We start from the raw sequence: 12983 nt of genomic DNA, 5'->3' as shown, positions 1-12983 counted from the left end.
TTTTGGGACGGTGGGGTAGCTGGCGCTCACAGGATCTCGTTCCGGCGAACTTGCCGATGGCCGAGCGCGAGCGGCGCGCGAAAGTCGTCCGCCGAGGCGCCGTCAGCGCCTACGTTGTCGCGGCTGTCTTCGTCGTCGTGTCGGTTGCCGCGCTCTTCTAGCCGGCGGGTGCCGAGCCTGGTCGGCCCGGGCTCGGCGCCTGCTTACCAAACAAGCCGTAATGACCGGCCATGCCGGCGGCGACGATCCGGTTCGGCGCCCCCAGCTTGTTCAGGAGCGAGGCGACCAGGCGCTTCGCGGTCCGCTCGGAAACCAGCATGCGTTCGGCGATTTCTGTGGTCTCCAAGCCGCGGGACAGCAGTACCCACAGGCGAATCTCTTCCACCGCCAGCTGACCGAAGATCTCCTCCGGCGGGTGCCGCACCGCGTCGAGCAACGCGGTGAACAAGGTGTCCTCGACCACTCGGAAGCCCGCGGCCACGGACAGCAGGGGAGCGACCAGCACATCCGGATCAGCCGACTTCGGCAGGAATCCGTCGGCGCCGGCCCGGAGAGCTTCTTCGGCGAGCTTCAGGTCCGACGTGCCTGACAGCGCAATGACTTTTGTATCGGGATGGCGGGATTTGATATGGCGGATCGCCAGAATCCCGTTGACGGGCGGCATGGCGAGATCGACTATCGCGATGTCGGCCTCGCACGAGCCGACGAGCGAGGCCGCCTCCTCCGCGCGGTTCGTCGTACCACCGATCTCGAACCGGTCGCCGGCTTTCGCCTTGAGCAGCAGAGCCAGCCCCTGGGTGAACAGGTCGTGGTCATCGACGAGCACCAGGACGAGCTTGTGGTCTTGCATGGCTCTCCTCGTCGGAAGATGACAAAATCACTATACGAGCCCACCGGCAGAGGCGCTGGCGGCAGCGTCGTGGAGGCACCGATGTCGACCGTACCGTGGTGGCGTTCCGTGCGGTCAAGCACGATCCTCCAGACGGATACGTTCCGGGAGACCGACATCCGGATCGTGGAACGGGTGCCCGCCAGCGTCCGGGTCGGCGTCGTGGTGTCCGTCGGGCTGCTCCTCGCGCTCGGGCCGAACTCCGTGCGGCACCACCTCGCGATCGGGTTGATGTGGCTGGCTATCGGCGGCATCTACGCGCTCATCGTCTTCTGGGATCCTACGATCGAGTTACGCAGCATCCGGTCCGCTTCGGTGGTGTCCGGTCTGGACTCGGTCCTGTCGCTGGCCATCATCGCGTTCACCGGCGGTGCGAGCAGCGTCGCGGTGTCGCTGCTGTTCCTGGTCATCGCGGCCGCGGCGATGCGACTGTCCTTCGTGGCCACTGTGGCCATGTCGATAGCCCTCGGTGGCGCCTACTTCCTGATCGCGGTGCTGGTGGACGCCGATCAGACCTCGTCGGCCACCCGCATGCAGTCCGGGTTGTGGTGGCCGGTCTACCTGGTGTTCACCGCAGCACTGACGGGCGGCTTCGCGCTGTTGACCGAACGGGCGATACAAGCACACAGCGCCGCCCGGGCACAGGCGATCGCGGAACGGGCGGCGGCGGAAGAGGAACGGGACCTGCGTGCCCGCCTCATGAAGTCCTACGAGGCCCAGGAAACCGGCTTGCACGTCATTCTGCACGAGTTCCGCACTCCCATCGCCTCGCTCAAGGCGCTGACCGACAACCTGGTCGAGCGAACCGGCACGGCGGCGGCCGAAGGCGACGACAGCCGGGCCAGCCTGCGGCTGCTGGCGGCCCACGCGGGCCACCTTTCGTCGATGATGGACGCGCTCGGCGACGTCGCCGCGAGCCGGCGGCCCACCTTCAGCACCGGGCGTCGCCGGGTCGTCGACATCAAGGAGTTCTTGTCCGCGGCCGGAGACGCCGCCGGCCTGGCGGGCTCCGAGCTGCGGATCACCGTCACGCCGCCGGGCGCACAGTCCCGCCTGGACGCACAACTGCTGCGACGCGTCATCACCAACCTCGTGGAAAACGCCGGACGGCACAGCCGGGGCGCGCCCGTCGAGGTCGTCGCGCGGCTGGGACCAGAACGGCTCCAGGTCATGATCCTCGACCGGGGGCCGGGTTTCCCGGCCGAACTCGCGCCCATCGTCACCGAGCGGTTCGTTTCCGGGGAACACCGTGGCACCGCGGGGCTCGGACTGTGGATCGCCGAACAGATCGTCCAGTCGCTCGACGGCCGGATCCGGTTCCGCCCGCGTTCGGGTGGCGGCTTGGTCGTCTGCCTCGACATGCCGGTCGGCTGAGCGGGTCTCGCCGTTCGGGCCGGCTACTTTTCATTTTCTGACGTCTTTTCGCGTCCGTTTCCGTGTGCGTGGCCCGCGCGGGTCGGCGGGGTTGGCACGCGCGGGCCACCGATGGCTCGCGCGATCGGTGTGCATCGCGCCGAATCTTGTGATGATTACCCGAGTCCTTCACCTACGAGGAGTTGACGTCAATGAAGACGAAGGCTGCGGTCCTTTGGGGACAGCACGAAAAGTGGCAGGTCGAGGAAATAGACCTGGATCCACCGAAGGCCGGCGAGGTCTTGGTCAAGCTGACCGCCAGCGGGCTGTGCCACTCCGACGAGCATCTCGTCACCGGAGACCTGCCCTTCCCCTACCCCCTGGTCGGCGGCCACGAAGGCGCCGGTGTGGTCGAGGCCGCCGGCCCTGGCGTCATGGACATCGCCGAGGGCGACCACGTGGTCATGACCTTCCTGCCTGCCTGCGGCCGGTGCTCGTATTGCGCGCGGGGTCTGGGCAACCTCTGTGACGCCGGCGCCGCCGTGATGCTCGGCCCGCAGCTGGACAACACCTACCGCTTCCACGCCCGCGGCGAAGACGTCGGCCAGATGTGCCTGCTCGGCACTTTCTCCGAATACACCGTCGTGCCGGCGGCGTCGGTCGTGAAGATCGACGACGGCATTCCGCTGGACAAGGCCGCGCTCGTCGGTTGCGGCGTGACGACCGGCTTCGGCAGCGCGGTCCGATCCGGCGAAGTGCGGGCCGGTGACGCTGTGGTCGTCGTCGGCGTCGGCGGGATCGGCGTCAACGCGATCCAGGGTGCCCGGATCGCCGGCGCCCGGCTCATCGTCGCGATCGACCCCGTCGAGTTCAAGCGCACCAAGGCTCTCGAGTTCGGGGCCACCCACACGGCCGCGTCGATGGACGAGGCGTGGAACACCGTCAGCGAGCTCACCCGCGGCCAGCTGGCCGACGTGTGCGTGATCACCACGGACGTCGCCGAGGGTGCACACATCACGCCCGCCCTTTCGCTCGTCGGGAAGCGCGGCCGGGTCGTCGTCACGGCCATCGGCCATCCCGAGGAAACGTCGATCACGACGAGTCTCATCGAGCTGACGCTGTACGAAAAGCAGCTCCGCGGTTCCCTGTTCGGTTCGTCCAACGGCCAGCACGACGTGCCGCGGCTGCTCGAGCTCTACAACGCCGGGCTGCTGAAGCTCGATGAGCTCATCACCACCGAGTACTCCCTGGAGGACGTCAACCAGGGCTACGAGGACATGCGCAACGGCAAGAACATCCGCGGCCTCATCCGGTACTAGCCCACCTCGGTCGCCCGCAACGGCTCAAATTCGTGATGTGAGGACAGTTTCATGGCTATCGAACGCAACATCGAACACGGCAAGCGCACGGGCTTCGGCAGTCTGAGCGAGGGTGGTCTCCGCATGGAGTCGTTCCCGATGCGCTTGTTCCGCAAGGGGAACAAGAAGTTCTGGAACCCCGAGGACATCGACTTCTCCCAGGACGCCAAGGACTTCGCGGCGATGAGCCCCGACGAGAAGCGGCTCACGTCGATCCTGGCCGCCCAGTTCATGGCCGGTGAGGAGTCCGTGACCCAGGACCTGCAGCCCTTCATGACGGCGATGGCCGTCGAAGGCCGGCTGGCCGACGAGGCTTACCTGACGCAGTTCACTTTCGAAGAGGCCAAGCACATGCAGGCGTTCCGCCTGTGGTTCGACGCGGTCGGTCTCGGCACCGACCTCCACGAGTTCGTCGAGTACAGCGAGGCGTACACGAAGATCTTCACCGAAGAGCTGCCGAAATCGCTGTACGCGCTGACGACGGATCCGTCTCCGGCCGCCCAGATCCGCGCGTCCGTGACCTACAACCACGTGGTCGAAGGTTGTCTCGCCCTCACCGGTTACTACGCGTGGGCCAAGGTGTGCAAGAGCCGCAACATCCTGCCGGGCATGCAGCAGGTCGTGAAGTACATCGGCGACGACGAGCGGCGTCACATGGCGTGGGGCACCTTCACCTGCCGGCGCCACGTCGCCGCCGACGACCGCAACTGGGACGTCGTCGACGAGCGGATGCAGGAGCTGCTCCAGCCGGCGCTGCAGCTGATCGTGCGGCTGTTCGACAATTTCGGGGACAACACCCCGTTCGGCATCAGCCTCGACGAGATGACCGATTACGGGTTGGACAAGGTCAACCGCAGGCTCGAGTCGATCGAGAGCGCACGGGGCTGCGCGGTCGAGGAAATCGACGAGGACTACTCCCCGATGCAGCTCGAGGACAAGTTCGCCGCGGAAGACGAAGCGGCGGTCGAGCAGGCGCTGACGGCCGTCGGCTCCTGACCCGTCGAGTTCTCACCGGTAACCAGGTCGACGCCGACCTCGAACCCAAGGAAATCACCGACATGCTGCGGGACACCTCTGCGCAAGAAGCGAACACGAACGTCGACCTGCTCTTCATCGGCGCCGGGCCGGTGGGTCTCTTCGGCGCGTACTACGCAGGATTCCGCGGCCTGAGCATGGCGGTGGTCGACGCCCTTCCCGAGGTCGGCGGCCAGGTCCAGGCGATCTACCCCGAGAAGAAGATCTACGACATCGCCGGCCTGCCGGGCGTGCCGGGGCAGGAGCTCATCGGCAACCTCGTCCGGCAGGCCGCGCCGTTCTCCCCGCTGTACCTGCTTTCGCAGCAGGTACAGCGGTTGGAGCGCCGTGACGGCGGGTGGCGGGCCACGACGTCGGCCGGCGTGGTGGTCGACGCCCGCGCGGTCGTGATCACCTCCGGCGTCGGGGCGGTCACCCCGCGCCCCATCCCGGCAGGCGAGGATTTTCTCGGCCGCGGCCTGTGCTACTTCGTCCCGCGGCTGGAGGTGCTCGATGACAAGGACGTCGTGGTGGTCGGCGGCGGGGATTCCGCGGTCGACTGGGCGCTGGCGGCGTTGCCGCGTGCGCGGTCGACCACACTCGTGCACCGCCGACGGCAGTTCCGCGCGCACGAGCACTCGGTCCAATTGCTTCACCGGTCCGCCTGCACCGTGCTGGTCGACGCGAACGTGACCGAACTGCGTGGGCAGGACCGGGTGGAGAGCGTCGCCATCAAGGTGGCCGGCGAGGCCGAGGTCCGCGAGACCAAGGCGCAGGTCGTCGTCGCCGCGCTCGGGTTCCTGATGGACCTCGGTCCGATCAAGGATTGGGGGCTCGAACTCGAGGGCCGCGCGATCCGGGTCGACAGCAGGATGCGGACCAACCTGCCCGAGGTCTTCGCGGCCGGCGACGCCGCAACCTTCGACGGCAAGGTCAAACTCATCGCCGTCGGTTTCGGCGAAGTGGCGACCGCGGTCAACAACGCGGCCGTGGCGCTCGACCCGCAGGCCGGGCTCGCGCCGGGGCACTCGAGTGACTTGACCCTTCCCGCCCAAGTCGGCGCCTGAAGCACACCGACATTCATCGAACGACCCTGAGGAGGTGGAACTGATGGCTTTCGTCATCGGAGAACCGTGCGTGGACGTGAAAGACATGACCTGCATCGAGGAATGCCCGGTCGACTGCATCTACGAGGGCGAGCGCATGCTCTACATTCACCCCTCCGAGTGCATCGACTGCGCGGCGTGCGAACCGGTCTGCCCGGTCGAGGCCATCAGGCCGGCCCAGCACGTCGACGACCGCTGGCGGCCGTTCCAGGAATCGGCGAAGTCGGCGTTCGACGTACTCGGCAGCCCGGGCGGGTCCACCAAGGTCGACCCCCCGATCGAGGACACGGAGTACGTGAAGAACTTCGAAAAGCACTAGCCGCGACACTGCGCGCTTCGGACCGGTCTCGGCCGCGAGTGGGCCACAAAGGAGTTCCGGATGACGTCAATGGCGACGATTGACTGCGAACGTGGGGACGAGGACAGAGGGCACGGCCAGGCCTGCTTCGCGCCCTCCGAAACGGATCCATGGTCTTTGGTCCGTGCCTCGCAAGAGGGTGACCACCGGGCGTTCGGCCTGCTGTACAGTCGGTTCTCGGTGGACGTGTACCGCTTCGCACGAGGACGGCTGCGCGACGAACACGCTGCCGAAGACGTCACCAGCGAAACGTTCCTCCGTGCGCTCCGCAGCATCGGCACGGTGCGGTACTTCGGATCCAGCGTCCGGGCTTGGCTGCTGACGATCGCCAGGAACATCATCCTGGACCACGTGAAGTCGGGACGCTTCCGGCACGAGGTGATGGTCTCGGAGTTTTCCGAGCAGGAGCAGGCCGTCGTGATTCCGGAGTTCAGCGTCTTCTCGCAGCCCTGCCGGGAGGAAATCGCCCGGCAGATGTTCGAGTTGAGTGAGGACCAGCGGATCTGCCTGCGGCTGCGGTTCTTCGACGGTCTGTCCGTGTCGGAAACCGCGCAGGTCATGCAGCGGAAGAACAGCGCCGTGCGCGCACTGCAGCACCGCGCCGTCCGGCGGCTGGCAGAGCTGGTCGACCCGGTCGCGGTGGATTGAGACCCGAAGTGGAGACAAAGTTGCTTGGTGAAGAACCCAGTCAGAAAGGCGTTCGCTGATGACGATGGGGTCAGTCGAGATTCCGCCGGCGGTGCGTCCCTTCCTGGAGAACGCGGCCGCGAGCATCGTCATCGGTGCCGAGGAGACGACGGCTGCCGCAGGGGGCGAGATCCCGACCACGGACCCTGCTACGGGCGCGCTGCTGGCGAACATCGCGGCAGGCGGCAAAGCGGACGTGGACCGCGCCGTCGAGACCGCGCACAAGGCCTTCGCCGGTTGGCGGCGCCTCAGCCCGGCCGCGCGCGGCCGCGTGCTGCTGGACGTTGCCGACGTGATCGACGAGTACGCCGAGGAACTGGCCACCCTCGAGACGCTGGACAACGGGAAGCCACTCACCGAGTCGACCTACCTCGACGTCAGCCTCTCTGCGCAGATCTGGCGGTACTTCGGCGGGTGGACCACGAAGCTCGGCGGCCAGACCCTGCCGGTGTCGCCCGCGGTGGGCGAAGCCCTAGTCTACACCCAGCGCGAGCCGCTCGGCGTGGTCGGCGCGATCGTGCCGTGGAACTTCCCGTTGATGATCGCGTCGTGGAAGGTGGCACCGGCGCTCGCCGCGGGGAACACCGCGGTGCTCAAGCCTTCCGAGTTCACGTCGTTGAGCGCACTGCGGCTGATCGAGGTCGCACTCGAAGCGGGGCTGCCCCCGGGCGTGCTGAACTTGGTGACGGGTCTGGGACCGGAAGCCGGCCAGGCCCTCATCGACCACCCGGGCGTCGCGAAGATCTCGTTCACCGGGTCGACCGAAACCGGGCGGCGGATCGTGACCGCCAGCGCCGGGAGCTTGAAGAAGCTCACGCTCGAGCTGGGCGGGAAGTCGGCGAACCTCGTCTTCCCGGACGCCAACATCGAGGCGGCGGTGCAGGGTGCCCTCAACGCCATCTTCCTGAACCAGGGTCAGGTGTGCTGTGCGGGCTCGAGGTTGTTCGTGCACCGCGACATCCACGACGAGGTCGTGGCCGCTCTCGCCGCGGAGGCCCGGGGAATCCAGCTGGGCCACGGCCTGAATGAGGACACCCAGATGGGTCCGCTGATCTCGGCGCGGCAGCTGGACCGGGTGGAAGGCTTTGTCAAGGCGGGTGTTCGCGACGGCGCGACGCTGGTGTGCGGCGGCGAACGGCCCGGAGGCGCGCTGGCCGGTGGGCACTTCCTCGAGCCGACGATCTTCACCGACGTGCGGGACGAGATGTCCATCGGCGCCGACGAGATCTTCGGCCCGGTGCTCTCGGTCCTGAAGTTCGACGACGAGGACGAGGCGGTGCGCCGCGCCAATTCCAGCGTCTACGGACTCGCCGCGGGCGTGTGGACCAACGACCTGAAGCGAGCTCACCGCGTTGCGCGTGATCTGGAGGCGGGCACGGTCTGGGTGAACATGTACAACATGATCGACCCGGCGGCTCCCTTCGGTGGCTACAAGTCCTCGGGTTACGGCCGTGACCTCGGCGAGGAGTCACTGCTGGGGTACACACAGACGAAGTCGGTCTGGATCGGGATGGACTGAAACCCGCCGTCCGTCCATATTCCACATTTTTCCGCAAGAAACTCAGTGAGGAGTGCAAAATGGGTGCGTTCAAGGATGACTCCGAGGTTTACAAGTACATCGGTGGTGTCTTCGAGAACGGTCTGGCCGACCCGGAGGTGGGCCCGAAGCTGAAGGGCTCCGGCGTCGTCCTCCAGATCACTTACACCGACCCCGACTCGGTCCTGACGGTCGACTTCCCCTCCGGTGAGGTGCACCGGGGTGCGAGCGACCTGACGCCGCAGGTCGAGCTGTTCATGACGGCCGACACCGGCAACCGGTTCTGGCTGGGCAAGGTGAACCTGTCCGTCGCGATGGCCAAGGGGCAGGTCCGGGCGAAGGGACCGGTCTCGAAGATCCTGAAGCTGGTGCCGGCGGCGAAGTCCCTGTTCCCCGCCTACGAGTCGTTGCTCGAGCGTGACGGCCGTGACGACCTGCTGAAGGCGTGAGCGGCGGACAGGGTTCCGGTGACTACGTCGTCGGCGTGACGGAGGTCAAGTGATGCGCAGCACCATGCAGGGCACACCGCTCACGGTCGCGTCGATCCTGCGGCACGGCGTGGAGGTCCACGGTGACCGGCAGGTGACCACCGCGACGGGCGACGGGTTCCGCCGGTCGACCTACGAGCAGGTGGGTCGGCGGTGCGGTCAGCTCGCCAACGCGTTGCGCCGCCTCGGGATCGCCGGCGACGACCGGGTGGCCACGTTCCAGTGGAACAACCAGGAGCACCTGGAGGCGTACGCCGCGGTGCCTGCGATGGGTGCGGTGCTGCACACGCTCAACATCCGGTTGTCCGCCGAGCAGATCCGCTTCATCGCCGGGCACGCCGAGGACAAGGTCGTCATCGTCGACTCTTCGCTCGTGCCGCTGCTGGCCCGCGTCCTGCCCGGGGTCGATACGGTCGAGGTCGTGCTGGTCACCGGCGACGACGGTGACCTGACACCGCTGGAGGGCAGCGGCAAGGCGGTGCTCCGCTACGAAGACGTCCTCGGCGCGGAGTCACCGGAGTTCACGTGGACCGACGCGGACGAGGACGCCGGGGCCGCGATGTGCTACACCAGCGGCACGACGGGCGACCCGAAGGGTGTGGTGTACAGCCACCGTTCGCTGTATCTGCACTCGATGGCCGCCTGCACGGGCAACGGACTGGGCATCGCCGAGCAAGACCGGATCTTGCCGATCGTGCCGATGTTCCACGCCAACGCGTGGGGCCTGCCGTACGCGGCCTTGATGGCCGGTGCGGAACTGCTGATGCCGGACCGGTTCATGCAGGCGGCCCCGCTGGCCAGGATGGTCCACACGGAACGGCCCACCGTGGCCGGCGCGGTCCCGACGATCTGGAACGACGTGCTCCTGGACACGGAGAAGGACGCCGGTCTGGATTTCTCGTCGTTGAGGCTGGTCGTCTGCGGCGGGTCCGCCGTGCCGCGCTCTCTCATGGAGGCGTTCGAGAACCGGCTCGGCGTCACCATCCTGCAGGCGTGGGGCATGACCGAGACCTCCCCGATGGCGTCGGTGGCTCGCCCGGCGGTCACCGCCGGCCCAGCCGATGCGTGGCGGATGCGGGCGACGCAGGGACGCCCGGTCTGTGGTGTCGAGATGCGGATCGTCGGCGACGACGGCACGCCTCAGCCGCGGGACGGGCAGGCCGTCGGCGAGCTGGAGGTGCGGGGACCGTGGGTGACCGGCTCGTACTACCAGGTCGACGATGACGCGCGCTTCCACGACGGATGGCTGCGCACGGGCGACGTCGGGCACATCAGCGCCGAGGGCTTCCTGACGCTGACCGACCGGATGAAGGACGTCATCAAGTCCGGCGGCGAGTGGATCTCGTCGGTCGAGCTCGAGTCGGCCCTGGCGGGGCACCCCGACGTGTTCGAAGCGGCGGTCATCGCAGCACCGGACGAGCGTTGGCAGGAACGTCCGCTGGCGGCCGTCGTCCTTCGTGAGGGAGCGATCGTCTCGCCGGGGGAACTCCGATCCTGGTTGTCGGACAAGCTGCCTCGGTGGTGGCTGCCCGAGCGGTGGACCTTCGTCGAGGAGATCCCGCGCACCAGCGTCGGGAAGTTCGACAAGAAGGTGCTGCGCGGGGACTACGCGGACGGCCGGTTGAAGGTGGAGACCCTCGAATGACCTTCCGCGCCGTGAAGTTCGCGGTGTAGCCGACTGTGAGGAGGAGGTGAGCGCATGGAGAGTGCCCCCAGCGCCTTGAAGATCGAATTCGACGGCGTGACGACGGTTCTCGGCGACGAACCGGTGCTGCACCGGCTTCGGCTGTCGGTGCCGGACGGGCAGGTCACGGTGATCCTCGGACAGTCGGGGTGCGGCAAGACGACTCTCCTGCGGCACCTCGTGGGCCTGCTGCCGCCGACGGGCGGCAGCGTCCGGCTGGACGGACGTGACGTCTGGTCGCTGACCTCGGCCGAGCTCGTCAGTGCTCGTGGCGGGATCGCGGCCGTGGTCGGCGGCTCACACCCGTTCGACAGCTGGCTGTTCTCCTCGATGAACGTCTACGAGAACGTCGCTTGTGTCCTGCGTCGTGCCGGTGCGACGGACGATGAGGTGCACGCGACCACCGCGCCGTTGATGCGGGAATTCGGCCTGGAGGCCTTCGCGCGTTCCTTCCCCGAGGAGATCCCCGCGCACGCGAGGCGCAGGGTGCTCCTCGCGCAGGCGTTGGTGTCCGGCATGCCGCTGATCGTCCTCGACGACGTCGACACCGCGCTCGATTCCCGCTACACGGGTGCCATCGTCAGGGCGATCAAGTCGGTCAACGAGAAGGCGCGGGCCACGGTACTGATCACGGCGAACGACCTGGACTTCGCACGGGAAGTGGCACACGAGGTCGCCGTCCTGTGGAACGGCAAGATCGTCTCCCACGGGCCGCCGGACGTCCTCCTGCGCGGCGTGCGGACCGGCGAAGAGTTCGCCAGGCGGTTCTTCCGGACGGACCTCGCCGGGCCGCTGTGCAGGGACGTCGTCGAAGGCGGCTTGCGAGGCGGCGAGCCGGCGAGGCGGTTCTTCGCGATCGATCCCGACCTGCCGGTGTGGTGGGTCGTCGCGCTCCTGCTGCTGGTAATCGTCTTCGTGTTCTGGTCCAGCGCGGGCACCGTCTTCGGCGGGCCGTGACGATGGATGATCCGTACCTGCAAAGCGTCCGCACGGCAAAGCTTGCGGCCTTGGCCCATGCGATCCGGATCGTTGACGACCACGGCGATCTCAACCACCGCTACCAGGCACTGATCGACGACTCGCAGGTCGTGCTGGACAGCAACCGGATCTGGTTGACCCAGGCGAGCAATTGTCAAGATCTGTGGATGAAGATCTTTTAGGCTGCTGCGGGTTGGGTGTGGTCGTCGGGTCGTTCGACGAGTTGTCCGTTCTCGAAGCGGGCTCCGGCGCGGACGAGCGCGACGAGGTGGGGTGCGTTCACCGCGCGCCAGCGGGCCTGTGCTGACTCAATGAGCTTGAACGCCATCGCGAGCCCGGCGGCGCGCGAGCCTGGCCCTTTGGTGACCTTGGTGCGGTGCCGCACGGTGGCGAAGGTCGACTCGATCGGGTTGGTGGTGCGCAGATGCACCCAGTGCTCGGCCGGAAAGTCGAAGAACGCGAGCAGCACGTCAATGTCCTCGGTGATCTTCGCGACCGCCTTGGGGAACTTCGCGCCGTAGGCGGCGTCGAAGGCCTTCACCGCGTCCAGCGCGTGCCGCTTGTCCTCGGCGTTCCAGATCTCCGCGAGGGCCTTCTTCGCACCGGGGTGCGCCGACTTCGGGAGAGCGGACAGCACATTGGCGATCTTGTGGAACCAGCAGCGCTGCTCGCGGGTTTCAGGGAACACCTCGCGCAGCGCGCCCCAGAACCCCAGCGCGCCGTCCCCGGCGGCCAGTACCGGGGCACGCATCCCGCGGCGCTTGCAGTCCCGAAGCAGATCCGCCCAAGACTCGGTGGACTCGCGGTAGCCATCGGCCAAGGCGACGAGTTCCTTGCGGCCGTCGGCGCGCACCCCGATCATCACCAGAAGACACAGTTTCGCCTCCTCCAGGCGGATGTTGACGTGGATCCCGTCTGCCCACAGATACACGAAGTCCACAGTGGACAGATCACGCTGGGCGAACGCGCGCTGCTCGGCCTTCCACTGCTCGGTCAGCTTCGTGATCACCGCCGACGACAAGCCCTTCGCCGAGCCCAGGAACTGCCCCAGCGCGGGCACGAAATCCCCGGATGACAGGCCGTGCAGGTAGAGCAGCGGCAGTACCTCGGTGATCTTCGGGGTCTTACGCGCCCACGGCGGCAGGATCGCCGAGGAGAACCGCATCCGCTCACCAGTCTCGGGATCGGTGCGCTTGTCGTTGACCCGCGGCGCCGTCACCTCGACCGCGCCCGCCGAGGTGAGCACCTCACGCGGCTGGTGGTAGCCGTTACGCACGACCAGGCGGTGGCCGCGCTCGTCACGCTCGCCGGCGAACCGCGCGATGTAGGCGTCCACCTCGGCCTGCAGAGCCTCGGCCAGCATCCGACACGCGCCCTCACGCACGATCTCATCAATCAACGACCGCGAGCCGACAGGAGCGCCGTCATCGCCAGCGGCAGGGTCAGGGACTACGGTGAGCATCGGGTCGTACCTTCCCGGCCGACGTTGGCGCGTCGGCCATGCTTGGAACCTTCAACCGGTCACCGGGAA

General features: G+C 67.4%; 13 protein-coding genes. 11 read left to right on the top strand and 2 right to left on the bottom strand.

What is annotated here, in order from left to right; all coding sequences use genetic code 11:
* Positions 1–157 precede the first annotated feature (157 nt).
* A complete protein-coding gene (locus tag LWP59_RS38565; protein ID WP_144639096.1) occupies positions 158–850 on the bottom strand; it encodes a response regulator transcription factor in 693 nt (230 codons plus the stop codon).
* Between LWP59_RS38565 and LWP59_RS38560 the strand changes: the two genes are divergently transcribed.
* The 11 genes from LWP59_RS38560 to LWP59_RS38510 all read left to right on the top strand — a co-directional run bounded on the left by LWP59_RS38560 (position 809) and on the right by LWP59_RS38510 (position 11634).
* Positions 809–2263 (top strand): sensor histidine kinase, encoded by a 1455-nt coding sequence (locus LWP59_RS38560; RefSeq protein WP_229857381.1) that lies wholly within the window; start codon positions 809–811, stop codon positions 2261–2263. The two genes, LWP59_RS38565 and LWP59_RS38560, sit on opposite strands and share 42 nt — an antisense overlap.
* 191 nt (positions 2264–2454) lie before the next feature.
* Entirely contained in the window at positions 2455–3561 is a 1107-nt protein-coding gene (locus tag LWP59_RS38555) for an NDMA-dependent alcohol dehydrogenase (protein ID WP_101436364.1), read from the top strand.
* Between the two features lie 51 nt (positions 3562–3612).
* A complete protein-coding gene (locus tag LWP59_RS38550) occupies positions 3613–4596 on the top strand; it encodes a R2-like ligand-binding oxidase (RefSeq protein ID WP_144639098.1) in 984 nt (327 codons plus the stop codon).
* Between the two features lie 62 nt (positions 4597–4658).
* The gene (locus tag LWP59_RS38545) at positions 4659–5681 is read left to right on the top strand and encodes an NAD(P)/FAD-dependent oxidoreductase (RefSeq protein WP_144639100.1); all 1023 of its coding nucleotides are present in this window, start codon (positions 4659–4661) and stop codon (positions 5679–5681) included.
* Positions 5682–5724: 43 nt separating this feature from the next.
* Entirely contained in the window at positions 5725–6039 is a 315-nt protein-coding gene (gene fdxA / locus LWP59_RS38540; RefSeq protein WP_144639102.1) for a ferredoxin, read from the top strand.
* 60 nt (positions 6040–6099) lie between these two features.
* Positions 6100–6726: an RNA polymerase sigma factor gene (locus LWP59_RS38535; RefSeq protein ID WP_312878744.1), complete on the top strand. Its 627-nt coding sequence runs from the start codon at positions 6100–6102 to the stop codon at positions 6724–6726.
* A 58-nt stretch (positions 6727–6784) separates the two neighbouring features.
* On the top strand, positions 6785–8284 hold the full coding sequence (locus LWP59_RS38530; protein WP_144639104.1) for an aldehyde dehydrogenase family protein: 1500 nt from the start codon (positions 6785–6787) through the stop codon (positions 8282–8284).
* A gap of 59 nt (positions 8285–8343) precedes the next feature.
* On the top strand, positions 8344–8751 hold the full coding sequence (locus tag LWP59_RS38525; protein ID WP_144639106.1) for an SCP2 sterol-binding domain-containing protein: 408 nt from the start codon (positions 8344–8346) through the stop codon (positions 8749–8751).
* A 52-nt stretch (positions 8752–8803) separates the two neighbouring features.
* The gene (locus LWP59_RS38520) at positions 8804–10435 is read left to right on the top strand and encodes a long-chain fatty acid--CoA ligase (protein ID WP_144639108.1); all 1632 of its coding nucleotides are present in this window, start codon (positions 8804–8806) and stop codon (positions 10433–10435) included.
* Positions 10436–10489: 54 nt separating this feature from the next.
* Entirely contained in the window at positions 10490–11431 is a 942-nt protein-coding gene (locus LWP59_RS38515) for an ATP-binding cassette domain-containing protein (protein ID WP_101436357.1), read from the top strand.
* On the top strand, positions 11428–11634 hold the full coding sequence (locus LWP59_RS38510; RefSeq protein WP_144639110.1) for a hypothetical protein: 207 nt from the start codon (positions 11428–11430) through the stop codon (positions 11632–11634). The genes LWP59_RS38515 and LWP59_RS38510 overlap by 4 nt, the downstream gene beginning before the upstream one ends.
* Here LWP59_RS38510 and LWP59_RS38505 read toward each other — a convergent pair.
* Complete coding sequence (locus LWP59_RS38505; protein ID WP_144639112.1) at positions 11631–12914, bottom strand: IS256 family transposase; 1284 nt, start codon at positions 12912–12914, stop codon at positions 11631–11633. The two genes, LWP59_RS38510 and LWP59_RS38505, sit on opposite strands and share 4 nt — an antisense overlap.
* Positions 12915–12983: the final 69 nt, after the last annotated feature.

The sequence above is a fragment of the Amycolatopsis acidiphila genome (genome assembly GCF_021391495.1).
GTDB classification, from domain to species: domain Bacteria; phylum Actinomycetota; class Actinomycetes; order Mycobacteriales; family Pseudonocardiaceae; genus Amycolatopsis_E; species Amycolatopsis_E acidiphila.
The sequence above is the reverse complement of the archived record's forward strand: the minus strand, read 5'-3'. Positions and strand labels throughout refer to the sequence as shown.

Coding starts and splice junctions, on each gene's coding strand:
- LWP59_RS38555 (WP_101436364.1), top strand. CDS start 2,455: ATGAAGACGAAGGCTGCGGTCCTTTGGGGACAGCACGAAAAGTGGCAG.
- LWP59_RS38515 (WP_101436357.1), top strand. CDS start 10,490: ATGGAGAGTGCCCCCAGCGCCTTGAAGATCGAATTCGACGGCGTGACG.
- LWP59_RS38550 (WP_144639098.1), top strand. CDS start 3,613: ATGGCTATCGAACGCAACATCGAACACGGCAAGCGCACGGGCTTCGGC.
- LWP59_RS38525 (WP_144639106.1), top strand. CDS start 8,344: ATGGGTGCGTTCAAGGATGACTCCGAGGTTTACAAGTACATCGGTGGT.
- LWP59_RS38535 (WP_312878744.1), top strand. CDS start 6,100: ATGACGTCAATGGCGACGATTGACTGCGAACGTGGGGACGAGGACAGA.
- LWP59_RS38520 (WP_144639108.1), top strand. CDS start 8,804: ATGCGCAGCACCATGCAGGGCACACCGCTCACGGTCGCGTCGATCCTG.
- LWP59_RS38530 (WP_144639104.1), top strand. CDS start 6,785: ATGACGATGGGGTCAGTCGAGATTCCGCCGGCGGTGCGTCCCTTCCTG.
- LWP59_RS38545 (WP_144639100.1), top strand. CDS start 4,659: ATGCTGCGGGACACCTCTGCGCAAGAAGCGAACACGAACGTCGACCTG.
- fdxA (WP_144639102.1), top strand. CDS start 5,725: ATGGCTTTCGTCATCGGAGAACCGTGCGTGGACGTGAAAGACATGACC.
- LWP59_RS38565 (WP_144639096.1), bottom strand. CDS start 850: ATGCAAGACCACAAGCTCGTCCTGGTGCTCGTCGATGACCACGACCTG.
- LWP59_RS38505 (WP_144639112.1), bottom strand. CDS start 12,914: ATGCTCACCGTAGTCCCTGACCCTGCCGCTGGCGATGACGGCGCTCCT.